Annotated in this window: 18 protein-coding genes; 12 read left to right on the top strand and 6 right to left on the bottom strand. The window is 60.4% G+C overall.

Features of this window, described 5'->3' with window-relative positions; genetic code table 11:
* Positions 1-73: 73 nt before the first annotated feature.
* The 5 genes from NCHU2750_RS25980 to NCHU2750_RS25960 all read right to left on the bottom strand — a co-directional run bounded on the left by NCHU2750_RS25980 (position 74) and on the right by NCHU2750_RS25960 (position 5,162).
* Positions 74-1,549: a M48 family metalloprotease gene (locus tag NCHU2750_RS25980; RefSeq protein WP_245480502.1), complete on the bottom strand. Its 1,476-nt coding sequence runs from the start codon at positions 1,547-1,549 to the stop codon at positions 74-76.
* Between the two features lie 7 nt (positions 1,550-1,556).
* A complete protein-coding gene (locus NCHU2750_RS25975) occupies positions 1,557-2,336 on the bottom strand; it encodes an N-acetylmuramoyl-L-alanine amidase family protein (protein WP_119944677.1) in 780 nt (259 codons plus the stop codon).
* Positions 2,337-2,457: 121 nt separating this feature from the next.
* On the bottom strand, positions 2,458-3,528 hold the full coding sequence (locus NCHU2750_RS25970; RefSeq protein WP_119944676.1) for a nickel/cobalt transporter: 1,071 nt from the start codon (positions 3,526-3,528) through the stop codon (positions 2,458-2,460).
* Positions 3,525-4,187, bottom strand: a complete 663-nt coding sequence (locus NCHU2750_RS25965; RefSeq protein WP_119944675.1) for a DUF1007 family protein — start codon at positions 4,185-4,187, stop codon at positions 3,525-3,527. Before NCHU2750_RS25965 ends, NCHU2750_RS25970 begins: the two co-directional genes overlap by 4 nt.
* A gap of 291 nt (positions 4,188-4,478) precedes the next feature.
* Positions 4,479-5,162: a DJ-1/PfpI family protein gene (locus NCHU2750_RS25960; RefSeq protein WP_119944674.1), complete on the bottom strand. Its 684-nt coding sequence runs from the start codon at positions 5,160-5,162 to the stop codon at positions 4,479-4,481.
* Between the two features lie 53 nt (positions 5,163-5,215).
* On the opposite strand from NCHU2750_RS25960, the gene NCHU2750_RS25955 reads away from it, so the two are divergent.
* From NCHU2750_RS25955 to NCHU2750_RS25930, 6 genes are all read left to right on the top strand, one after another.
* The gene (locus tag NCHU2750_RS25955) at positions 5,216-6,205 is read left to right on the top strand and encodes a GlxA family transcriptional regulator (RefSeq protein WP_119944673.1); all 990 of its coding nucleotides are present in this window, start codon (positions 5,216-5,218) and stop codon (positions 6,203-6,205) included.
* Positions 6,206-6,860: 655 nt separating this feature from the next.
* Positions 6,861-8,435, top strand: a complete 1,575-nt coding sequence (locus NCHU2750_RS25950; RefSeq protein WP_119944742.1) for a dipeptide ABC transporter ATP-binding protein — start codon at positions 6,861-6,863, stop codon at positions 8,433-8,435.
* Between the two features lie 59 nt (positions 8,436-8,494).
* Positions 8,495-9,463 carry an ABC transporter permease gene (locus tag NCHU2750_RS25945; protein ID WP_119944672.1) on the top strand — a complete coding sequence of 323 codons (969 nt, stop codon included), beginning with the start codon at positions 8,495-8,497 and terminating at the stop codon, positions 9,461-9,463.
* A gap of 10 nt (positions 9,464-9,473) precedes the next feature.
* Positions 9,474-10,424 (top strand): ABC transporter permease, encoded by a 951-nt coding sequence (locus NCHU2750_RS25940; RefSeq protein WP_119944671.1) that lies wholly within the window; start codon positions 9,474-9,476, stop codon positions 10,422-10,424.
* A gap of 114 nt (positions 10,425-10,538) precedes the next feature.
* The gene (locus tag NCHU2750_RS25935; RefSeq protein WP_119944670.1) at positions 10,539-12,293 is read left to right on the top strand and encodes an ABC transporter substrate-binding protein; all 1,755 of its coding nucleotides are present in this window, start codon (positions 10,539-10,541) and stop codon (positions 12,291-12,293) included.
* Positions 12,294-12,467: 174 nt separating this feature from the next.
* Entirely contained in the window at positions 12,468-13,829 is a 1,362-nt protein-coding gene (locus NCHU2750_RS25930) for an LLM class flavin-dependent oxidoreductase (protein WP_119944669.1), read from the top strand.
* 81 nt (positions 13,830-13,910) lie between these two features.
* Here the strand turns inward: NCHU2750_RS25930 and NCHU2750_RS25925 are convergent, their stop codons facing one another.
* Positions 13,911-14,828, bottom strand: coding sequence for a LysR family transcriptional regulator (locus NCHU2750_RS25925; protein ID WP_119944668.1), 918 nt, complete (start codon positions 14,826-14,828; stop codon positions 13,911-13,913).
* Between the two features lie 352 nt (positions 14,829-15,180).
* Here NCHU2750_RS25925 and NCHU2750_RS25920 point away from each other — a divergent pair, with 352 nt between their 5' ends.
* The 6 genes from NCHU2750_RS25920 to NCHU2750_RS25895 all read left to right on the top strand — a co-directional run bounded on the left by NCHU2750_RS25920 (position 15,181) and on the right by NCHU2750_RS25895 (position 22,864).
* On the top strand, positions 15,181-15,639 hold the full coding sequence (locus NCHU2750_RS25920) for a flavin reductase (RefSeq protein ID WP_162939801.1): 459 nt from the start codon (positions 15,181-15,183) through the stop codon (positions 15,637-15,639).
* 207 nt (positions 15,640-15,846) lie between these two features.
* A complete protein-coding gene (locus NCHU2750_RS25915) occupies positions 15,847-17,400 on the top strand; it encodes an ABC transporter substrate-binding protein (protein WP_162939800.1) in 1,554 nt (517 codons plus the stop codon).
* A gap of 10 nt (positions 17,401-17,410) precedes the next feature.
* Positions 17,411-18,334, top strand: coding sequence for an ABC transporter permease (locus tag NCHU2750_RS25910; RefSeq protein WP_119944665.1), 924 nt, complete (start codon positions 17,411-17,413; stop codon positions 18,332-18,334).
* Between the two features lie 13 nt (positions 18,335-18,347).
* Positions 18,348-20,348 (top strand): dipeptide/oligopeptide/nickel ABC transporter permease/ATP-binding protein, encoded by a 2,001-nt coding sequence (locus tag NCHU2750_RS25905; RefSeq protein ID WP_162939799.1) that lies wholly within the window; start codon positions 18,348-18,350, stop codon positions 20,346-20,348.
* A 1-nt stretch (position 20,349) separates the two neighbouring features.
* The gene (locus NCHU2750_RS25900; RefSeq protein WP_119944663.1) at positions 20,350-21,447 is read left to right on the top strand and encodes an ABC transporter ATP-binding protein; all 1,098 of its coding nucleotides are present in this window, start codon (positions 20,350-20,352) and stop codon (positions 21,445-21,447) included.
* A 31-nt stretch (positions 21,448-21,478) separates the two neighbouring features.
* Positions 21,479-22,864 (top strand): LLM class flavin-dependent oxidoreductase, encoded by a 1,386-nt coding sequence (locus tag NCHU2750_RS25895; protein WP_245480500.1) that lies wholly within the window; start codon positions 21,479-21,481, stop codon positions 22,862-22,864.
* Positions 22,865-22,940: the final 76 nt, after the last annotated feature.

The following is a 22,940-nucleotide window of genomic DNA, read 5'->3' as shown; positions in this document are numbered from 1 at the left end:
TCGGTGGAGCCCCTTGCATATGCACGATAAGACGTTTTTGAGCTTCCGTTTGCGGACCGGTTACCGCTGGAAATCACCGGCTGGATATGATCTTGAACAACTCGCCTGGATGAACTGCATAGCCATCGGGCAGGCCGTTGATGATCTGAAACATCTCAACTGGAGACGCAACACCGTCCATCCTGCTTGCAAGGGTATCGACGCTATCATTCGGACCAGCCGTAATGACACGTATCCGCGTCGGTTTCGCATCGTTGATTTCGGCATCGGTCATCTTGCGGATGCTATCGCAGAGTGGAGTGGTGATCGACGCAAGTGCGTCCCGCTTCTGGGCAGCAACGATAAACCGCAGTATCTTCTTGTTTGCGCGAACGACCACAACATCGAAGAACCACTGGTCGCTTGCTGCAGACGCTACCGCTCCTTCGAGCCCCTGGAAGGAAACCTGATGGACGCTTTCCTTGTCCAATCCGGTAACCCAGCCACTCGACAGGTAATCGCTGAGTGAGCCGATCCCATCGTCTGAAATACTGTCATAGCGTATGGCACTGTCCTGCGGGCCGCCGGCCTGGACCACGCCATTGTCGTTCTCGGCGGTAAAGCCTGCCGGAAATGCAAAGCGGATGCCGATCTGTGGCAGCAGCAAGGTATTGTCGCGCAGAAGGCCGCCGTCGGGGCTTGGCCCATAGAGCATTCCATCGATACCATTGAGGTAATAGTCGTGACCGCGTTCGCCGACTTTTCCCTCCTGACCGAAGGCGCTGGCCCTGTCGCGCGCCAAAGCTACTCGTTGCGGCGTGCTCGGATGGTCCGCCAGGAAGTCGACGGCTTGAGTTGACGAGGACGTTCCGCCCGACAGAAAGTCGTTATAGGTCTGCATCGTCGTCAGGAAGTCGGCTGCGGCATAAGGGTCGTATCCCGCCTCGCCGATGGTACGAATGCCGATTTCATCCGCCTGGACTTCCTGTAGTCTGGAAAAAGCAGCGAGGCGCATCTTGCCTTTTGCTCGCGTGGCAAGTTCGTTGACCCGGTCGTTGGGGAAGAGATGGGCGACGACTTGATCGGCAATTTCCTCCGTCTCAGCCTGCTGCGCCCGTTGATAGCCGTGATTTTCCGTAACATGGGCCATCTCATGCCCGAGCACCGCGGCAACTTCCGAAGCATCGGAGGCGAGCGCCAGAAGTCCTCGGGTGACGTAGAGATAGCCACCGGGAAAGGCGAAAGCATTGATCGTTGGCGAATCCAGAATGGTGACCCGGAACGACTGCTGGGGATTCTCGTCAACCGCAGTCAACGCGCCCTCGATCCGCGCGACGAGCCGTTCCGTCTTGGCGTCCTTATATTCGCCGCCGAAACGCGCGAGAATTTCGGGGCGTTGCCGCGCCGCGAGCTCCGCATCGGTATTGCCTTTCTGCACTTCGGAAACGATGGCAGGCGTCTGGGATGGCCCGATCTGAGGCTCGTAGGCATCACCGGGGATGGTACATCCTGAGAGCATCAGAATGAGAAGCCAGAATGGCGGTGCGCCTTTGGGAAAATTGTAGTTCACGCAGCCCCTATCTTACAGCAACCGGCCTGCCGATGAACCGTCCGACAGCATCTGTAACAGAGCCGATGATCGCATCCTGGTAATGGGTAGAATTCAGAAGTCTTTCGTCGGCGGGATTGGACATGAAGGCCATTTCCATCAAGGCGCTTGGAACTGCCGTCGAACGCAGGACGGCAAAATCGGCATGGCGTTGCGGATTGTGCAGCAGCTTGACGTGATGTCCGAGCGATTTGATCAGTTCTCCCTGCACTTGCGACGAAAAGGCCTTGGTCTCTCTCTCCATCAGGTTTTCCAGAATGGAAGCAACTTCAGGCGAAACATTGTCCAATCCGAGATTGGCGGCCGGATCGACGCTGTTTTCGCGGTCGGCCAGTTTCTGCGTCTGCGCGTCCGAAGCCGATGCCGCGCCCGTATAGACGCTTGCGCCACGCACGCGGCGGTCGGTGAGCGCATCCGCGTGCACGGACAGGAAGAGGGCGGCATTGTGCTGCTCTGCAAACCGGACGCGCTCGGCAAGCGGAAGGAAATCGTCATCGCCCCTGGTCAGGACGACGGAGCAGCCGAGCTTCGTTTCCAAGACCGGCTTGAGCCTCGTCGCGACCATCAGCGCGATATGCTTCTCGTAAAGGCCCGTCGCTCCGATCGCGCCAGGATCATGGCCGCCATGGCCGGGGTCTAGAACGACCATCGGTTGGTTCGTTCCCGTCGCCGCCATAGCCTGCGATGCCGCGAGGGCCAGCACACCGGCGGTCGTACCAGTCACAAAGGTCCGTCTTGTGATCGTCATGCCATGCGACGCTCCGTAAGGTCCACATTCATCTTTCAAGGCCGGCGCCTTTCTATCATCCTGCGCCGTCAAGTAAATTCCCGCGCCCGCTGCCCGCACAAGACGGGAGGTCACAATAATTTCAAACCATGCCGGCAGACGCCATGGCGCCGATTTCCATCGTCAGCCCGAACAACAATACGGCAGCCGCGGCCAAAAGTTGCAGGCCTGCTGAAACCCGTCGTGTGGTTCCTTGGGCCGGCGCTGCAAGCCTCAGCACCATGGCACGCGCAAAGACCGCCGCGACGGCGACCAGGCTGACTGTCAGGGCAGTACCGGCCGCCATGGCGAATACCGACAGGATGCCGGGGAGGGCGAGGCCCTGGGAAAGGGCGAAGACGAGAACGATCAGCGCGCCGGCGCATGGCCTCACGCCGACGGAAGCAACTGTCGCAAGCCGTTCCCGGATTGTCGCCCGCGGCCGGGTGGCATAGGCGAGCCCGATATGTTCGACGCATCGGCAGTCTTCTGCATGGCGCAGCAGATGCCACATTGTACTCCAGCGCCGGCCCACAGGCTCGCCGTTGACGAAGCCTTCGCAAGCATAGGCGGATGTAGCGCCGGTCGGCCCGGCGATGCCCTTCGGGCCGCGAGAGAAGAATTGCCTCGATCTCGCGGCGACCATTGCAAGGCCGACCAGCGTGATCAGGCCGTAGCTGACGATCTCGATCTGATCCGTCATCCGGGTGATCTCGGTTGCGGTCGCATCGAGGATGGTGACGGCCACGACGATGATCACGATTGCCGAGATCGCCTGCAGGAAGCTTGCCAGCACCGACAGCGTGACAACACTTTTGAGTGTTTCGCCGGTCGCCATGACGTAGCTCGACATCACCGCCTTGCCGTGGCCGGGGCCGACCGCGTGCAGGATACCATAGACAAAACTCAGGAATACTAGCCAGAAGGCCGCGTTGCCTCCGAGGGCAAACTGATCAAGAGCAGCGGTGAGCTGTTTGTAGAAGTAGGTCTGCCACTGGATCGCCAGAAGAAGTATAGGTGCTGCAGGCCCCGAAACGGCGCCCATCCCCGGCGCATCGGGCGTCGCCACACCGAACGGGCTGCCGGCGGCGAAGGCAGAGCCCGGCAGCAGACAGGCGAGGCCTGTCGCAAGCTTCAGTCTCGCATCCTGCAATGCTGCTGGAAGCACTCTCATTGGCAGGTCACCGTGAAGATATTTGCAAGCCCGACGGCGGCATCCGCGAGAGCCGGCGGCAGGTCATGTTGATCCACCGGTATGGCGGCAAGGGCCGCCATCATTTTTGAATCGAGCGGCTTGGGCGGAACGTAATGGGCCTCGCATCCCGGCGCCTTGCCATCGATCGCAACGGCATCGTGATCGGGAAACGTATAAGCGACGAAATATTCGGGATCGAAGACCTCGACCTTGAGATCTCCATCCAAGGGAACGGGCTGCTTCAGCGGCATGGTGAATGTCAGAGTCAGCCGGCCATGCTCGAACCGATAGGATGCGTCCCGCGGGGGGGCCAGATCCACCTGCTTGCCCTTGCTCGTGACCCAGCTGAAGAAATGATATTCCTCAAGCGCTTTCATCGATGTCGCCGCCAAGGGCTTCAACTCGTCCGGCTCCAGCTTGTGGTCATGGTTCTTGTCGAGACCGGTGACCGCAAAGGCTGAGAAAGGCGCATCGAACGTCCAGGTGTTCCTGACGGCCAGAAGTTCGCGGATGGGATCGGTCTCAAGATAGGCCTTTCCGTCGGCGAAGACGTGCGGATGAGCCAAGGCCGGCGTGGACATGAACGCGATGCCAGCCGTGGCGCAACCCAGCGTCATCGCCACATTCACAAGCTTCATCCGCACCAGTCCCCGCTTTCCGATTCCCGCCAGGCTACAATGTGGGACATTATGGCGAAAGCTTGGGCATGATGGCAACTCGCTCCGTCCGTCACAACACCTTTCGGTGACCGGGCTGGCCGATGCCGGCCGTTCCCCGGATATCGTGGCAGACCGGTTGAACACCCGCCGACCTCGACCCGCCGTTCACCACGGATCGACAGGCAAAACATCGTCTCTCAGGCTGCTGGCGGAGGGAATGCCAAAGGCACGAAGTTTCAGACCATATGAGGAATTAAGGGCCGGTTCTGCTCAATGATCGGGCGTCCGCCGAGCAGGTGAAAGAAGTATTTCACGCTCCTTTCGCGACTGCGCCATGCGCTGGCGTGCAATCGCGACAATCTCCGGGCGGGCACGGCACGGCAGTCCCGCATCGAAAGGCGGCGCCGGCGCATACTCAAGCGACAGTTGGATGGTTTCGGCTTCATCCTTCCCCATCAATTCCGCAATGACCGAAAGGCCGAAATCGATCCCGGATGTAACACCGCCGGCAGTTATCAGCTTGCCATCGCGAACGACCCGCTCCTCTGTCGGGATGGCGCCAAAGGCCGCCAGCAGGTCCATCGCATTCCAGTGCGTAGCAGCGCGCTTTCCTGCGAGCAGGCCCGCTTGCCCGAGAACCAGCGAGCCCGTGCATACCGAGGTGACAAAGCGGGCGGTCTCCGCCTGGGACCGCACGAAATCCAGGGTTTCCGCGTCCGTCAGCAGAGGGTTCACTCCGCCGCCGCCCGGAACGCAGATGACGTCGAAATCAGGCGCCTCGGCGAAACTTACATCAGGTGTCAGCCATAGCCCAGTCGAAGAGCGGACCGGCTCGGTGGTCTTCCAAACGAGATCGACCTGTGTATCGGAAGCGGATGCGAAAGCCTCATATGGACCGGTAAGGTCGAGTTGCTGCACGCCCGGAAAGCACAGAATACCAAAGCGAAGGGACATCATCTTTCTCCTGTCTTGACCACACGACCATGACAGGGAATAGTTTGGCACGAATGCCAATATTCCCTCGTTTTGTGCCAATCGCCATGACACGCCGGATTGAAATTCTGGTTTTCCCCAACGCCCAACTCCTCGACGTAACCGGCCCTGCGCAGGTTTTTGCGTCCGCCAATGAACTGTCGCACGCAATTGCCAAGGTGCCGCTCTACGAGATCGCCCTTGTCGCGGACGAGGCCGAGGTCACCTGCAATTCGGGCATCACGCTGAAGTGCCAGCCTTTCGCAGGGAGCATGCCGACGCTAGATACCGCCATCGTGGTCGGCGGCAGTGGCGTGAATGCTGCTTGCCGGCGTCCGGAGCTGATCGAATGGGTTCGTAGCCGGGCGAGCCGTGTCCGAAGGATGGCTGCGGTTTGCAGCGGGGCATTCTTGCTGGCTGAAGCCGGATTGCTGGATGGCCGCCGTGCCGTCACGCACTGGCACCGCTGCGACGAATTCGCCTCGCGATTTCCGCAGGTAAGCCTTGAGCGCGACCCGATCTTCCTGCGTGACGGATCGATCTGGACGTCAGCCGGTGTCACGGCAGGGATCGATCTCGCCCTGGCGATGGTGGAGGAAGATCACGGACGACCACTCGCCCTTGCCGTCGCGCGTGAACTGGTGGTGTTTCTCAAGCGACCGGGCGGTCAGTCGCAGTTCAGCGCGCCGCTGAAGCTTCAAGCAAGTGATGAGAGGTTTTCGGATCTTCACGCCTGGATGTCGGCAAATCTGGCACGTCCGCTGACGCTCGACACGCTTGCAGACAAGGCGGGCATGAGCCGGCGCTCCTTTGCCCGCCATTATCGGAAGCGGACAGGCTGCACGCCGGTTGAGGTGGTCGAGACGATCCGGCTGGAAAGGGCTCAGGGATTGCTCGAAGCCGGCGCATCGGTTTCTGCTACTGCGCGCAAATGCGGGTTCGGTTCCGCCGAGACCATGCGGCGCGTATTCCTGCGCAGGCTCGGCGTCGGACCGAAGGAATGGCGGGAGCGGTTCTCAGGTTGAGGACCGCCGGGTGCCCCGAATAGGCAATTGATCTGCTCTTGGCCCGCGAGCCACCGGAGAGAGCAATCCCGTTGATCTTGATCAAGGGGGCGGCAACGGAATCCTGTAGGATTTCTCTCAGTCCGCACCTCGCACGCCCTTTTCGGGCGGGGTCGGACGGACCGCGGTCGCCATCCCGCATATCATCTCCGACATATCGACACCAGCGGCGTTCCGGTTTTACCTTCACGGAAGGATAGCCGGCATTTGAAAAATTTATAGGCTCAACGGTATATCAAATTTCCCTTTATGCGGGACCGCCTATACATTTTTTCGCAGCGCAACAAGCCATTGTCGCTGCAGACACATTTTCAATCCGAGTACTGAGCCGGAGCGCAGCTTCGGCATTTGCGTAGCATTGCATTGCATGGACTGTCGTGGGCAATTTCCGGCCTCCGGTCAGACATCGAGTTCACAGAACAACCGACGCCCCCGTTTTCCACAACGACCGGCCGTAAGCGGCTTTGACAGCCACTTGTTGCGTGCCGGTCCCTGAAAAGGTGACGCTTTGCTTCTATCGACCGCAATATCGGACAGGACGGAGATTGCCGACGCGGCCTCTGCTGCACTCGGCTCTTTCAGGATAGACAACCTGTCGGTCGCGCTCCCCGCCGGCATGGACCGCCACTATGCCGTCGAGGACGTCAGTTTCGATCTGCAACAAGGCGAAATCCTCTGCATCATCGGAGAATCCGGTTCCGGCAAGTCGGCCTTGGCCAATACGATCCTCGGTCTTCTGCCGCCAAACCTGAAGACGGAACAGGGACAGATCCTGTTTCATGGCAAGAACATCCTGACGCTTGGCGAAGACGAACTTCGCACGCTGCGTGGTCGATCGATTTCGATGATCTTCCAGGATCCGCTGTCTGCCCTCAATCCGCTGATGACCGTCGGCAATCAGATTGCCGGCGTCATGGCGGCCCATAATGTCGGGACCCCGGCCACTCGCCGGCAGTCCGCTCTTGCGCTGATGCGGGAAGTCGGTCTTCCCGATCCGGAGATGATGTTGGATCAATACCCGTTCCGGCTTTCCGGTGGCCAGCGGCAGCGCGTGATGATCGCCATGGCGCTGGCGCTGGAGCCGGAAATCCTGATCGCCGACGAGCCGACCACTGCGCTCGACGTCACGACCCAGGCGCAGATCCTGCGGCTGATCAAGGATATCCAGCGCCGCAAGAAGATGAGCGTGATCTTCATCACCCACGATTTTGGGGTCGTCGGTGAAATCGCCGACCGTGTGATGGTGATGCAGAAGGGGCGGTGCGTCGAAATAGGTACGGCACGGCAGGTGCTTGAAACGCCGCAACATCCCTATTCCCGCCAGCTGGTCGCAGCAGTGCCGCATCTGTCCGACGAGGTGCGGGCCATTCAGCCCGAAGCGCCGGTCGTACTCTCCGTTCGCGATCTTCGAAAAACCTATCAGACGGGTGGGAGCTTCCTGTCGAGGAAGCGGCACGTGACCGCGGTCGATGGCGTCAGCTTCGAGATCCGCAAGGGGCGCACGCTCGGTATCGTCGGGGAAAGCGGCTCGGGAAAATCATCGCTCGGAAAACTGCTCCTGAAACTGATCGACAGCGATGCCGGCGAGATCGTTCTGAATGGGAGCAATATTGCCCCGCTGCCGGAAGAGGTCTTTCGCAAACAGCGCAGCAATATCCAGATGGTCTTTCAGGACCCTTTCGGATCGCTGAATCCACGTCACCGCATCGATCATATTCTGACCGTCGGTCCAATTACCCATGGCGAAACAGCCGGTGTCGCCCGCGCGGCGGCTCTGCGCTATCTCGATATCGTCGGCCTGCCCGCCTCGGCCATGAACCGTTTCCCGCACGAGTTTTCGGGTGGCCAGCGCCAGCGGATCGGCATTGCGCGGGCGCTGATGTTCAATCCGGAAGTGATCGTTGCGGACGAGGCGATTTCGGCCCTGGACGTGTCCATACAGGCGCAGATCCTGAAACTGTTTTCCGATGTCCAGCAGGCGACCAAGGTCGCCATTATCTTCATCACCCACGATCTTCGGGTGGCAAGCCAGATCTGCGACGAGATCGCCGTCATGCATAAGGGCCAGATCGTCGAATACGGCCTGCCGGCGCAGATCTTCCGCTCTCCGAAGAACGACTACACCCGCAATCTCGTCGCCGCCATACCAGGGCGGAAAAACGAGGAAAGGCTCACTCTCACCGAAAGCTAGCACCGGCAAGCGCCACCACGTTCAGCGACCACCCCTACCGCTAACAGGAACGCATATCGATGGATACCGCCCGCTACATAATCCGACGCCTCATCTACGCGGCCATCATGATGCTGTGCACATCGGCCATGATCTTCTTCCTGATCAATATGCTCGGCAATCCGGTTCAACTGATGTTGGCGGAAACGCCTGGAATATCCCAGAGCACGATCGACATGATCTCCGCTCAATACGGCCTCGATAAGCCTCTGCTGCAACGCTACTTCATCTGGATCGGCAGCATCCTGCACCTCGATTTCGGCACCAGCATCGTCTACAACCTGCCGGTCGGACAGATGATCGGCTCCTGGGGCCTGCAATCGGCAAAGATCCAGCTCCCGGCGATCATCATTTCGGTCATTTTGGCCCTGCTTGCCGGCACATATGCTGCACGGCGCCAGCACAGCAAGCGCGATTTCACCATCATGAGCGTCGTGCTGCTCGGCCAGTCCATGCCGGCCTTCTTCATGGGCGTCATCCTCATCTACCTGTTCTCCTTCCTGCTCGGATGGTTCCCGAGCTATGGCGTGATCTCGACGCGGCGGATGCTGATGGGAAGCGCCTTTCTCGACGGGCTCTGGCACATGGTGATGCCGGTGATGATGCTGACCTTCTTCAACATTGCCACACTGACGCTTCTCGTGCGCACCAATATGATAGAAACACTGCGCCAGGATTTCATCAAGACGGCCCGCGCGTCGGGTCTCAGCGAAGGCGCCATCATCCGCAAGCATGCGCTGCGCATGGTCCTTTTGCCGGTCATCACCTATGTGGGTCTGTTGCTCGGCCTGATGCTCGGCACCTCTCCGGTGACCGAAACCGTATTCACCTGGCCCGGCCTCGGCTCCCTTTACGTCACCGCGATCCAGCAGCTCGACTATCCGCTGATCATGGGCATCAGCATCGTCATTGCCCTGGCGCTGATCTGCATGACGACGCTGACGGATATCATCTACGCCGTCGTCGATCCACGCGTGCGGCTCAGTTGAGGAGATTGCCATGACCCTGAGCAATAACGACACCGCCCTCGACGCCGCAGACGCCATCGGCAATCGTCCTTCGCCACGACTGGGACTGCTGCGCCGCTGCCTTCGCGACAGCATGACCGGTCGTATCGGCTTCGTCCTGGTATCTTTCGTCCTGCTCCTTGCCGTCTTCGGACCCTTCCTGTCGCCCTATGCGCCAAAGGACCAGTCGGCCATGTATACGGTCGGCGCCAATATGGGGCCGAGTGCGGCCCATTGGCTCGGTACCGACCGGATGGGCTATGACGTACTCACTCAGATCATCTACGGCTCGCGGACCGCATTGATCGTCGGTCTTGGCGCGGCGCTGATCTCCGGCACAATCGGCATCCTCTTCGGCGGCATTGCCGGCTATCGCGGTGGCTGGGTGGACGAAGTCATGATGCGGGTGGCGGAGTTCTTTCTCGTCATGCCGATCTTCATCATCATTCTAGCGGTCGTCCGCGTCCTGTCGAAGGCGGTGACGGGAAGCGCATTGGAAGGGGTTTCCTATTTCAATCTTCTGGTGATCATCCTGATGATCGGCCTGTTTGCCTGGGCGCCGGTCGCGCGCATGACGCGCGGCGAATTCCTGCGGATCAAGAATCTGGAATTCATCATGGCCGCGCGCTGCAATGGATTGACCGGCCGGCAGATCGTCATTCAGGAAATCCTGCCCAACGCGTTCCCATCCGTGGTCGTGCTGATCGCGCTGGAGGTTGGCGGCGCCATTCTTGCCGAGGCAATGATCTCCTTCCTCGGTTTCGGTGATCCCAATGCCGTCAGCTGGGGGCAGATGCTCTACTTCAATTATCAGTCGCTGAAGATCTATCCGGTCGCATCACTGGCTCCGGGTGCGATGACCTTCATCACCGTGATGGGGTTCAATCTGTTGGCGGACGGCCTTTCCGATGCTGCCAATCCAAAGAGCCATCGCGACGGTTGAGCCCGATACTGTGACCGCAGCTACGGCTGTGGCCGAGCAATAGAACGACCACCGGAGCAAACCGGGGGCAGATGACCCATGCGCATATTTCAAGAACCATAAGAGGGAAACAAGATGTCGAAATACAGCCCCACCCGCCGAGAGTTCATGCGAACGGTCGGCGTCGGTGCCGCCGCCGTGACCGTTCCGACTGTCGTCTGGACACCCGCGAAAGCCCAGACCCCGTTCTTCAAGTTCTATCTGACGATCTTCAACAACCAGCAGACCCGCATGATCTGGACGGATCTGATCGGCAAGAACATCGCCCAGTTGGGGATCGAGGTGGTCACCAGCTATGTCCCGCCATCCGAGATTATCGCCCGGCGCGCCAACAAGACCGGCGCCACCTATACCGAGGGCGGCTATGACATGTATTCAGAGCGCATCTATTACAACACGCTCGTCCCGGTGCCGGATCTTCTCTACGCCAAGCGCGCCATGCCGCCGCTCGGCCAGAATTTCTACCGGATCGATGATCCGGTTCTCGAAGAGGCGATGAGCAAATATTCCCATTCGCCTGATCCGGCCGTCCGGTCGGAGGCTCTGAAAGCCTTCCAGAAGCGTTGGTACGATGTCCAGCCGCTCAATATCGTCTTCTATCCGCAGGATGTGATCGCCATCAATCCCGATCTCGAAGGCTTCAACGAGACCACCTACAATCCGGTCTTCTTCCCGCGCCCTGAAAACTGGACGATCAAGAATGCCGGAAGCGAGCCCATCTCCGCCGCCTTCGCCTCTTGGCAGCCGCCTTCCTCGCTGGTGCCGATGTTTACCGCCGGTTACAACGAGTCCAACATTTTCGGCCCCGCCTATAACTCACTTCTCGCCTACAACAACTGGCAGGAGAAGAAGGCCGAGCCTGCACTGGTCGAAAGCTTCACGTCATCGCCCGACGGACTCAACTGGACGCTCAAGTTGCGCAAGGGTGTGAAATGGCACAGCGGTGAGGAGTTCACCGCCGAGGATGTCATCTATACCTGGGATACGATCATGGATCCGGCCTATGGCTCGGTGCAGCACAATTCGCTGGCCAGTGCGTTCGGATCCGAATCCGCCTACAAGATGGTTTCACCCTACGAGATCAGCGTTACGCTGCCGGCCTACACCGTCCTCTTCGAAGGCTTCGTTCTGCCCGTCATCTCGATCATGCCGAAGCATGCCTATTCCTCGATCAAGCCCGAGGATTTCCGCAAGCACACGGTATCGACATGGACCGGCAGCTTCGAGGTCAAGACGTCCTCGGGCCAGACCTATACCGCCAAGGGTGCTGTTGGCACCGGCCCCTGGATTCCGGCCGGCTTCGATCCGGTTCGCAAGGCCTACAAGTTCACCAAGAACACCAATTACTGGAAAAAGACGCCCGGCAACGTCACCGAGTTCTACGTCGTCAACATCGAGGGTGCCGATGCGGTCCTATCGGCCCTGAAGGCCGGCGAAATCGATGCACACGATCCGATGTACGATATCGGCACGCTGGCGAGCACGATTGATGAAGAGTGGGGCAAGATCCTCACTTTCGACAGCTACAAGTGGCAGCAGACCTGCATCAATCACATGCATCCGGTTTTCGGGACAGGTGTCGATACGCCACTCGGCAAGGCCGATCCTACCCGCGCGGCAGAGGCTGCAACCTATATCCGCCAGGCATTCAACCACGTCATTCCGCGCGACCAGATCATCAAGAACCTGATCGCCGGTTACGGTCAGCCAGGCACCGTGCCCATGCCATTCACGTCGCCGGACTACGACAAGCAGGACTTGAAGCCGATCGAATACAGCATCGATCTGGCCAAGTCGCTGATGGAGAAGGCTGGGTACAAATACTCCTGACGACGCGTGGGGCGGCTTAAAGTCCCAAGAAGACGTCCGCTCCTCCATCGCCAGTTTTGCGACACGGGCTGCCTGGATGCGGCAGCCCACGGATCCGCATAGGTCAGCCGCGGATTCTGTATGTCGCCAATCGATACCTAGGGAAGTCTGCCCACCATATCTGGAGAACAATCGATGACTACGAAACGTCAAATGAAACTGGGCCTTTCGTGCCGCTATCTCGGCTATCACGTCGCCGCATGGCGCCATCCGGACGTTCCGGCTGACGGCGCCGTCAAATTCAGCCATTTCCTCGATGTCGCGCGAAAGGCAGAGGCGGAAAAGATCGACATGATCTTCTTTGCCGACAGCGTCGGCGTACGCGATGAGAACCAGCCGCCGGGATCGGCCGCGCGCAGCATGAAGAATGCCGAACTCGAGCCGATCACGCTGCTTTCGGCGCTGGCATCCTGCACGTCGCATATCGGCCTCGTGACGACCGCCTCGACAAGCTATAACGCGCCATTCCACATCGCGCGCAAATACGCTTCTCTCGACCATATCAGTGGCGGCCGCGCCGGCTGGAACATCGTCACCTCCTGGTCGGAACAGGAAGCCTGGAATTTCAATCGCGACGAACATATCGACTATGACACCCGCTACGCGATGGCCGACGAATTCGTCGACGTGGTCACGGGTCTTTGGGACAGCTGGGAGCCGGATGCCTTCATTCGCAACAAGGAAAGCGGCGTCTTCTACGACGAGGACAAGCTGCACGTGCTCAATCACGTCGGGAAGTTCTACAAGGTTCGCGGCCCGCTGAATTCCGCGCGTACGCCGCAGGGCAGGCCGATCATCGTTCAGGCCGGTGCATCCGAGCCTGGCCGCGACATTGGCGCCCGCGCCGCGGATGTCATCTACGCCTCTGCCTTTTCCCTGGAAAAGGCGCAGGCCTATTACGCCGATATGAAGGGCCGCGCCGCTGCCTATGGCCGCAATCCCGATGAGCTGCTGATCATGCCGGGCGTGACCTTCTATGTCGATGAAACGATGGAAAAGGCCAAGGCCAAGCAGGATGCGATGGAGGCTCTGATCGACCCGCTTCTCGGCCTGTCGATCATCTACCACAGCTTCGGTGACCTGACCGATTACGACATCGATGGCCCGGTGCCGGAACCGAAGAATGCCAAGGTGCGCTCGATCGCCGGCAATCTCTTCCAGATGGCACAGGAAAAGAACATGTCGATCCGCGACCTCTATCTGGCGGTTGCCGCCGGAAATTCGGGCTGGACGATCGTCGGCACACCGGAATCGATTGCCGATGAGTTGGAAGCGTGGCTGACCAAGGGCGGTGCGGACGGGTTCAACATCTGCCCCGCCACCCTGCCGGGCGGAATGGAGGACGTTTCGAAGTTCCTGCTTCCAGAATTGCGCTCCCGCGGCCTGTTCCGCACCGAATATGAAGGCACGACGTTGCGCGACAATCTGGGCCTGCCTTTGCCGACATTTGGCGATGTGCGCAACCGCCGCGGCTATCCCGCTGCTGCAGCGGAATAAGGACTTAACTTTCACAGGAACGACGATAGCGGAGGCATCTCCTTGGTGCAAAAGGCGCCAGAGATGCCTCTCCGCGTTTTTTCAATCGCTGGCGGCGACCATCTCTTCGACCATGGCCGCCAATTGATCCCGCAAGGCCAGTGCAGGCCTCGACAGCGGCCTCTGCGACGGCGTCATGATGGACAGTCCGACCATCACCCGTGGCAGAAAGGGCCGGAAGGCAAGTTTCATCTGGTTTCCGGCATAGAGACGATAGCTTTCCACCGTGATCGCATCACAGATCAGATAGCACTGTCCGGTCTCCACCAGGGGCAGGGCGGGCTGAAAGGTCTGCATTTCAAACCTCACATTGTACTCGGCGCCATATTGCTCGAAGGTCGCGGCGACCTGCTGGAACATCGGGTGCTGGGCAAACATCGAGGCAAGCGGCTTGCCCGAAAGTTCTGCCGGCGTGATCACTTCGAGCGCGGCCAGAGGATCGTCGATCGGCACCGCGCATTGGCAAGGAAGCTCGAAATTGAGCGAATCGATCGTCGGGCGCGGACTGCTCAGTCGCGCGATCCCGATCTCGCATTGCTGCGAGGCGACCATTTCAATGACGGTATCCGACGCATAGGTGATCAGCGTCATCTGGAAACCATCCTTGCCCTCCAGAAACCGGTTGATCTCCTTCGGCAGAATGAAGTTGGAAAAGGCCGGAAACGCGGCGAGCGTCAGGCGGCCGCGCTCCATCGACACGATCTCGTGCATAATCGATTTGGCGACGTTCATCTGGTTGAGAACCGTCTGACACTGCTCCTGGAAATAATGCGCCTCGGGCAGCGGGATAAGCCGCCCGCGGTCGCGCGAGAAGAGTTCCAGGCCGAGCTCGCTTTCCAGCGAAGACAGCATCAGGCTGACTGCAGGCTGGGTTCTGCCAATGGCATGGGCGGCCTTTGTGACCGAGTTGAGCCGCATGATTTCCAGGAAGGCTTCCATCTGGCGCAGCGTTATATTCATACACTCAGCCCATTTGAGAAATTAATGGAATGACAGGATAAACAAATTTTTCAGTATGGAAAGCGCACATATAATGCATCGCAACATGACAATTGTCATTTTTGTAACAGAGCGGCGGAAAGAGTCGATCCGCATTCCGTATCTGACAAGCACATCATGAATCGCTGTTTTGCACCATGGTGCGGGGTGGCTTCTGGGGCCAGTTGATGGCCCAAATGCTCGCATGCCCACTCTCGTTCAAAGGCACCGTTAGGTGCCTGTAATTGACAAACCTCAATCTCAATGGGAACGGATGATGACGCTCGCAATACTCGAACCTAGTCCAGTTTCCGTGGCGGAGTACCGTTCAGCCATGGCTCAACTGGCAGCGCCGGTGCATGTGATCACCACCGTCCATGACGGCCAGCCCTACGGCATGACTGCCACCGCCGTCAGCAGTGTCACCGATACGCCGCCCCGCCTGCTGGTCTGCATCAACCGGACTGCCCAATCCCATGCGCGGCTCATCTCGAGCGGTGTTTTGGCCGTCAACACGATCGCGGCTGACGATCAGGATCTCGCCGGTGTTTTCGCCGGGGCAGGCGGGATAAAGGACATGACCGAGCGCTTCAGTCGGGGGCGCTGGGAGGCGCTGGAGACCGGTGCTCCGATCCTGTCTCATGCCCTTGCCGCATTCGACTGCCGGATCGTCGAGATCATCTCGCAGGCAAGCCACGATATTATGATTTGTGACGTGGTGGCGCTGAAAGCAAGTAATAGCGTGCGCCCGCTTCTCTATTTCGATCGGCGGTTCGTCCCGCTGAACGTCTGACTCTATCCAGATCATCGGGAAACATGGCAGGCTGGTCTGCGCCTGATCCCGAAGAAGACCAACCCAAGGAGAATGACTGCCACTATTCCGACCGCACGAGATGGCTTCCGCAAGAAGAAGCTGCCGTTCGACAAGGACGCCCCCTGCATCCGGCTCAGGCGGACACCCGGCCGATGCAGTTCATCTGAAAACAAAAAAGGGGACTACATGACACGACTTCTTTCGCCGGCTCGCCGGATGATGCTGCTTGCCGCCTCCTTTATGCTTGTGACCGGGCTGCCCTATGCAGCGCAGGCCGCTCCGGAAGGCTCTATCAAGATCGCCGTCGGCGCCGACACCACGACCTTCCATCCCCACGTCAATTCGCTGCCGGTCGGCAATGCCGTCGATATGCTCGTGTTTGAGCAATTGTTTCGCATGGGCGCCGACAACAAGGTGGTTCCCGAACTGGCCAAGACCTGGAACTGGTCGGAAGACGGGATGACCTTTACCGTCACCTTCGAGACGGGGCACGTCTTCTCCAATGGCGACCCGCTGGATGCCGAGGATATTGCAGCCTCGTTCAATCAGCTTCTCGATCCCAAGAGCGGCTCCATCTATGCCGGTCTCTATGCCTCGCTCGGTAAGGCAGAGGCAAAGGGCGCCGACACCGTCGTCTTCCACCTGACCGAGAAGAACGGTCATATCCTGATGCTGCTCGCCAACAGCGCCGCCGGCATCATCGACGTAAAGGCCAACACGGCGATGGGAGCGGAATATGGCCGCAAGCCCGTCGGTTCAGGCCCCTACATGATCGACCAGTTCATCGGCGGCGAACGGTTCAGTCTCGTTCCCAACCCGAAATATTCCGGAAAGCTTTCGGCGAAGCTGAAGAAGATCGAGTTCATGACGGTACCGGAAGACGGCGCGCGCATGGCGCTGATCGAAACCGGTGAAGCCGATATCGTCGACCGCGTCCCGGCCGAATCCATCGGCGAGATCAACGATACCGGGACGGCCAAGGTCATCCTGCCCGACAGCATGTTCTCGATCAGCATGGAACTGCTCAACAGCGGCCCGCTTGCCGATCCGCGCGTTCGCGAGGCGCTCAACATCTCGATCGATCGCGATGGCATGATCAAGGGTATTCTCGGTGGGCTTGCAACGCCGTCCGTCGGCATGGTCGGCCCCGGCACACAGGACGAGTTGCGCGCCACCTTCCCGCCGAAGCCCTTCGACACGGCCAAGGCCAAGCAGCTTCTGGCGGACGCCGGCTACGGGCCCGACAAGAAGCTGTCGCTGGTCGTGACCTGCCCGAATGGTCGCTACATCAAGGATTCGCAGGTCTGCCAGGCGCTTGCTGCCCAATGGCAGGCCATCGGCATCGACGCCAAGCCGCAGGTTCTCGACCTGTCGAACTGGGCTGCCAACAGCCGTCTCCCCCTTGATCAGCGCAAGGACAACATGACGATGGTGGGACGCGCCACCGCCGGCATCGACTTCACCCTCTACCGCCTGTTCAAGACCGGCGTCAGCACCAATATTTCCGGCTTCAGCGATCCGACGGTCGACAAGCTTCTGGCCGAAGGTCGTGCCACCAGCGACGTTGCCGAGCAGAAGAAGATCTACGGCGAGATCCAGAAGACCATCTGGGACAAGAACCCCTATGTCTTCCTCTGGTATCAGAAGCAGGCGCTGGGCGTTTCCGACAAGGTGCATGGCTTCGCGATCCGTCCGGACGAGACCATGATCTTCGACAATGTGACTGTCTCCTCGAACTAAGGAGGCGGCCATGTATGTTCTCAGACGCCTTCTGACAGCGATCCCGACGCTGTTTGCCGTCAGTCTTCTCGCCTTCTGGTTCGTCTACATGATCCCTGGTGATCCCGCGGCGAAACTGGCCGGCAACATGGCGACAAATGACGAAATCGCCGCTATCCGCGACCATCTGGGGCTCGATAAGCCCCTCATTGTCCGCTACGGCCTTTTTCTCAAGGGCGTGGTCGATCCGGCGATCGCCACATCCTACCGGACCAGCCGGCCGGTCGTGCAGGAAATCTCCGAGCGTCTTCCCAACACGCTGATCGTGGCGATAGGTGGATTGGCCATCGGCATCCTGTTCGGCATTGTCACGGGCGTCATCTGTGCCCTGCGCCAGGGTGGGTGGTTCGACGCTGCGGTCACCGCACTGACGCTTGCCGGCATTTCGATGCCGATCTACTGGCTCGGACTTCTGTGCATCTGGCTGTTTGCCGTCACGCTAAGGTGGCTGCCTGCGGCGGGGGCCGCGACCCCCGCACACTTCGTCCTGCCCATACTCGTCGTCGCCACGAGACCTGCAGCACTGTTCAGCCGGCTGGTGACGGCAAACCTGCTGGAAGTGATGGGCAAGGATTATCTCGACACGGCCCGGTCAAAGGGGCTGAGCGAAACGCATGTCATCGTCCGGCATGCGCTGCGCAACTCTCTCGTCGCAGCAGTCAGCGTTGCGGGCATCCAGTTCGGCGGCATGATCGGCGGCTCCGTCGTGACCGAGACCGTGTTCGGCATTCCCGGCATCGGCCGGCTGCTGGTCGATGCCGTCACCGGTTCCGACTACCCGGTCATCCAGTATTGCGTGCTGATGTTCGCCACCATCTTCATCGTCGTCAACCTGGCAACCGATCTCATCGGCCAATGGCTTGATCCGCGCACCCGCAGCCATGCGGCCGCTTGAGGAAGGAGCAGTCATGACACTTCCACTTTCCGAAGATTTCGCATCCGCAACACAGATCGAAAACGCTCCTGCAGACGCCGTCACCAAGTCTGCGGGCCGGCAGCGTCTCAAGGTTCTGAGCCGCCTCCTGTCATCGCCCAAGGGCGCGATAGGGCTGGTCATCGTCATCCTGATGTCGCTCATCGCCCTGTTCGGGCCTTGGCTCGCGCCGCTCGATCCCTACGGCCAGGACTTCATGGCGACGCTCAAGGGCCCGTCGGCTGCGCACTGGTTTGGAACAGACCAGCTCGGCCGGGATGTCTTCAGCCGGATTCTCGTCGGCGCCCATTCCTCGCTCGGCATTGGGGTCGGGGGCGTCGCGGTTGCGGTGGTCATCGGCGTGCCGATCGGGCTTGCCTGTGCATGGTTCCGCGGCTGGTTCGACCAGACGATGATGCGCGGCGTCGATATCATGCTGAGCTTCCCCGACATCGTCTTCGCGCTGGCCGTGGTGGCCCTGCTCGGGCCGAGCACCACGAACGTGATCTTCGCGGTGGGTGTCGTGTCCATTCCGGTCTTCATCCGGGCCACACGCGCGGTCGCCATGAGTACGCTGGCCGAACCTTTCGTCGAGGGCAGCATTTCCCTCGGCTGTTCGCCACTGCGCGTCATGGCCCGACACGTCTTGCCGAACATGGCTGGCATCCTCGTAACGCTGGCGAGCCTGCTGTTTGCCTCAACGCTCCTGACCGCCTCGGGCCTCAGTTTCCTTGGCCTCGGTACGCAGCCGCCGGAGCCCGAATGGGGAACCATGCTCGGCGAAAGCCGCTCCTATATCCGCAGCCACCCCTATATGGCGACATTCCCCGGCCTGTTTCTGGCGCTGTCTGCCCTGGGCTTCAACCTGCTCGGCGAAGAGCTGCGCAACATCTATGACCCGACATCGGCAAAACCGATGCGGCGGCGCCTTGCCAGGACCGCTCGCAAAGTGGTTGCCAAGGTACCGGCGGCAGCGCGTCCGGCGGCGCCCGCAGGAGCGCTTGCCGATGGTGTCGATGATGTCGTCGTCTGCGGGCGTGACGTCGAGATTTCCTATGTCACGCCGAACGGACTTACGCCGGCGGTGCGCGGCGTGGACTTCACGCTGCGGCGCGGTCGCATGCTGGCGGTGGTCGGTGAATCCGGATCGGGCAAGAGTACGCTCCTGCGCGCCGTCGGCACGATCCTGCCGCATGGCAAGGCACTGGTCAGCGGCGGCAGCCTGACGATCGGCGGCGAGGAGCTTGCCTCCCTGACACCCGCCCGTCTTCAGGCCATGCGTCGCAACCATATCGGTGTCGTATTCCAGGATGCATCGAGCGCGCTCAATCCGGTGATGACCGTCGGCGCACAGCTGATCGAGGCGATTACGGCCGGCCGCTCCATGCCGAAGGCGCAGGCCCGCGCTCGCGCGCTGGACCTTCTGACCGCCGTGCAGATCACCGATCCGCAACGCCGACTGAACCAGTATCCCCACGAATTCTCCGGCGGCATGAAGCAGCGCATCGTCATCGCGATCGCGCTGGCCCAGGAGCCCGACATCCTGCTCGCTGACGAGCCCACGTCGGCGCTCGACGTGACGATCCAGCAGCAGATCCTGGTTCTCCTGCGCGGCATGCAGCAGCAACGCCGGATGGCGATGATGTTCGTCACCCACGATCTCAGCCTCGTATCGCGTTATGCCGACGATGTTGCGGTGATCTATGGCGGCAGGATCGTCGAGACAGGCACGGTGGAAGACGTCTTCCGCAATCCGCGGCACCCCTATACCCAGGCTCTGCGTGCCGCGACGCCAAAGCTGGAGGCGGCAGATGCGGGCAAATATCTGACCGCCATAGACGGAGAACCTCCCATGCTCGGCAAGTTCCCGCCCGGCTGCAGTTTCGCGCCGCGTTGTAGCCGTGCATTCGGCCGCAGCCTCTGTCTGACGCAGTCGCCCGAACCCCGCGCCGTTGGCGCGGCGGCCGTTGCCTGCCATTTTCCGACGGAGGCGTGACATGACCATCGCCACCACCTCCTCACAGCCGGTGCTGAGCATTCGCAACCTGTCGGTCCGGTTTCCGGTCATCCGTTCCTTCTTCAGCAAGGGATCGCCCGCCTACGTTCATGCCGTGCAGGACGTCAGCTTCGACGTTGCCCGCGGCACCTGCTTTGCCATTGTCGGCGAATCCGGCTCGGGCAAGAGTACGCTCGCCCGCGCCATCACGGGTCTCATGCCCGTGAGCTCGGGCGAGGTGCTGCTGGACGGAAAGCCGATCCAGAACCTCGACGCGCGGCAGAAGCGTCACAATCGCCGGCGCATCCAGATGGTGCTTCAGGACCCGCGCGCCTCACTCGATCCGCGTCTCACCGTCTACGAGGTATTGCGGGAGGCTCTGGTCGTGCATGACGTCGATCGGTCCCGCGCCGGCCAGCGTGCACGGATCGCCAAGATAATACGGCAGGTAGGGCTCAATCTGGCGCATCTCGATCGCTATTCGAATGAGCTGTCCGGCGGCCAGCGTCAGCGCGTGGCGATTGCCCGCGCCATCATCTGCGAGCCGGAAATCCTCGTCCTCGATGAGCCGGTCAGCGCGCTCGACGTTTCGATCCAGGCGCAAATCATTAATCTGCTCGTCGACTTGCAGGCCGAACTGGGACTGACCTACATTTTCATCACCCATGATCTGGCCCTCGTCAGCCGCTTTTCCGATGCGATGGGCGTCATGTATCTCGGACGTTTTGTCGAGCATGGGGCGACGGGCAGGATCTGCAGCGCGCCGGCCCATCCCTATACGCAAAGCCTGCACTCGGCAGTCGCTGACGATGACCCGATTGCGGCCAGGGCAAAACCCGTCGTGCTTCTCGAAGGCCAGGTACCGAGCCCGCTCGCTCTCCCCTCCGGTTGCGCCTTCCACACGCGCTGCCCGCATGCCCGCGCGCTGACGGTGACGATGGACCCGCACAGCGTGGTGACCGAGGGCGCCTATCGCCTGCCTCGGCTCTGCGCCGAGGAGAGGCCGACGCCCGGTCCTCGTGGCGGTGCCCGCAAGGTCTCGGACAATTGCCTTTGCCACTATCCGCTGACGGCCGTTAGAGCCGTCGAGTTCTCCTGAAAAAGATCGAATTCCAGCTAGAGAGACAAACATGACGGACCATAAGCGACAGATGAAGATCGGCATCAACATGGTGCAGAACGGCGCTCACAATTCCGGCTGGCGCCACCCCAAGGCGGATGCCGGCATTGCCAACGATTTCGAGGGCTACGCCCGGATCATCCGCATGGCGGAGGAGGCGAAGATCCACTTCATGTTCCTTGCCGACGGCGCCGCCGTGCGTATCCCGCACAAGAGCGCCGAGGAGCTGAGCTATCACGGCCATATCGATCGTTTCGAGCCGATCACGCTGCTTGCGGCCATGGCGGCGGTGACGACAAAGATCGGCCTGATCTGCACTGCCTCGACCACCTATAACGAGCCCTATATGCTGGCGCGCAAATTCTCGTCGCTCGATCATATCAGCCACGGCCGCGTCGGCTGGAACCTCGTGACCGGCTGGAGCGAGGACGAAGCCCTGAATTTCAACCGGGACACGCTGATGGAACACAGCCAGCGCTACGAACGGGCCGAGGAATTCGTCGACGTCGTGACCGGACTGTGGGACAGTTGGGATGATGATGCATTCATCGAGGACAAGGAAAACGGCCAGTATTTCCGCCCCGAAGGCATGCATGTGCTCGATCACAAGGGCGAGTTCTACAAGGTGCGCGGGCCGCTCAACCTTCGCCGCTCGCCCCAGGGACATCCGGTCATTGCCCAGGCCGGCGGCTCAGGCGCCGGCCGGGATCTCGGCGCTCGTGTTGCCGACATCATCTATACCGGCCAGAAGGACAAGAAGATCGCGCAGGAATTCTATGCCGACATGAAGGCGAGGATTGCTGCCGAGGGACGCAATCCCGACCATGCGCTGATCATGCCCGGCCTGATGCCGATTATCGGCGATACGCAGGAGGAGGCCGACGCGAAAATGGCCGAACTGCGTTCGCTGGTACCGCCGTCCGTCGGTATGCAGCTAATCTCGAAAACCTTCGGCGACCTCAGCGGCTACGATCCGGACGAACTGGTGCCGCTGCCATTGCCGGAATCGAACGGCGTAAAGAGCTCGCGCGATTTCTGGGAGCGGCGTCTCACCGAAACACCGATGACGATCCGCCAGGTCTATGAGGAAATCTCCGTTTCCTCCGGCCATTGCATCGCCGTCGGCACCGCGGAGAAGATTGCCGACCAGATGCAGGATTGGTTCGAGAACGGTGCCTGCGACGGCTGGAACCTGATGGCCCCGTATTTCCCGGCGGGCGCGGAGGATTTCATCAACAAGCTTATTCCCGAGTTGAAGCGCCGCGGTATTTTCCACACCGAATACGAGGGGAATACGCTGCGCGAAAATCTCGGACTTCCCTACGCCTACAATCTCCTTTCAGATGGCAAGGGCGTCGAGACGGGCAGCGATGAGCGGATCGCCATCTCCCACTGATTGGCGGCAAGCAGCATGGCGGGCGCCACAGCCCGCCATCGATCATTAAAGTTAGAGGCCCTGTTGACAGGTCCTG

Source organism: Neorhizobium sp. NCHU2750 (genome assembly GCF_003597675.1).
Lineage (GTDB): Bacteria > Pseudomonadota > Alphaproteobacteria > Rhizobiales > Rhizobiaceae > Neorhizobium.
Note: the sequence above shows the minus strand (reverse complement) of the source record. Positions and strands in the feature narration are given on the sequence as shown.

Bases quoted from the DNA above. Each gene is read 5' to 3' on its own strand.
- NCHU2750_RS25975 (WP_119944677.1), bottom strand. From the start codon at position 2,336: ATGACGATCACAAGACGGACCTTTGTGACTGGTACGACCGCCGGTGTG.
- NCHU2750_RS25970 (WP_119944676.1), bottom strand. From the start codon at position 3,528: ATGAGAGTGCTTCCAGCAGCATTGCAGGATGCGAGACTGAAGCTTGCG.
- NCHU2750_RS25965 (WP_119944675.1), bottom strand. From the start codon at position 4,187: ATGAAGCTTGTGAATGTGGCGATGACGCTGGGTTGCGCCACGGCTGGC.
- NCHU2750_RS25960 (WP_119944674.1), bottom strand. From the start codon at position 5,162: ATGTCCCTTCGCTTTGGTATTCTGTGCTTTCCGGGCGTGCAGCAACTC.
- NCHU2750_RS25955 (WP_119944673.1), top strand. From the start codon at position 5,216: ATGCCAATATTCCCTCGTTTTGTGCCAATCGCCATGACACGCCGGATT.
- NCHU2750_RS25950 (WP_119944742.1), top strand. From the start codon at position 6,861: ATGGACCGCCACTATGCCGTCGAGGACGTCAGTTTCGATCTGCAACAA.
- NCHU2750_RS25945 (WP_119944672.1), top strand. From the start codon at position 8,495: ATGGATACCGCCCGCTACATAATCCGACGCCTCATCTACGCGGCCATC.
- NCHU2750_RS25940 (WP_119944671.1), top strand. From the start codon at position 9,474: ATGACCCTGAGCAATAACGACACCGCCCTCGACGCCGCAGACGCCATC.
- NCHU2750_RS25935 (WP_119944670.1), top strand. From the start codon at position 10,539: ATGTCGAAATACAGCCCCACCCGCCGAGAGTTCATGCGAACGGTCGGC.
- NCHU2750_RS25930 (WP_119944669.1), top strand. From the start codon at position 12,468: ATGACTACGAAACGTCAAATGAAACTGGGCCTTTCGTGCCGCTATCTC.
- NCHU2750_RS25925 (WP_119944668.1), bottom strand. From the start codon at position 14,828: ATGAATATAACGCTGCGCCAGATGGAAGCCTTCCTGGAAATCATGCGG.
- NCHU2750_RS25920 (WP_162939801.1), top strand. From the start codon at position 15,181: ATGGCTCAACTGGCAGCGCCGGTGCATGTGATCACCACCGTCCATGAC.
- NCHU2750_RS25915 (WP_162939800.1), top strand. From the start codon at position 15,847: ATGACACGACTTCTTTCGCCGGCTCGCCGGATGATGCTGCTTGCCGCC.
- NCHU2750_RS25910 (WP_119944665.1), top strand. From the start codon at position 17,411: ATGTATGTTCTCAGACGCCTTCTGACAGCGATCCCGACGCTGTTTGCC.
- NCHU2750_RS25905 (WP_162939799.1), top strand. From the start codon at position 18,348: ATGACACTTCCACTTTCCGAAGATTTCGCATCCGCAACACAGATCGAA.
- NCHU2750_RS25900 (WP_119944663.1), top strand. From the start codon at position 20,350: ATGACCATCGCCACCACCTCCTCACAGCCGGTGCTGAGCATTCGCAAC.
- NCHU2750_RS25895 (WP_245480500.1), top strand. From the start codon at position 21,479: ATGACGGACCATAAGCGACAGATGAAGATCGGCATCAACATGGTGCAG.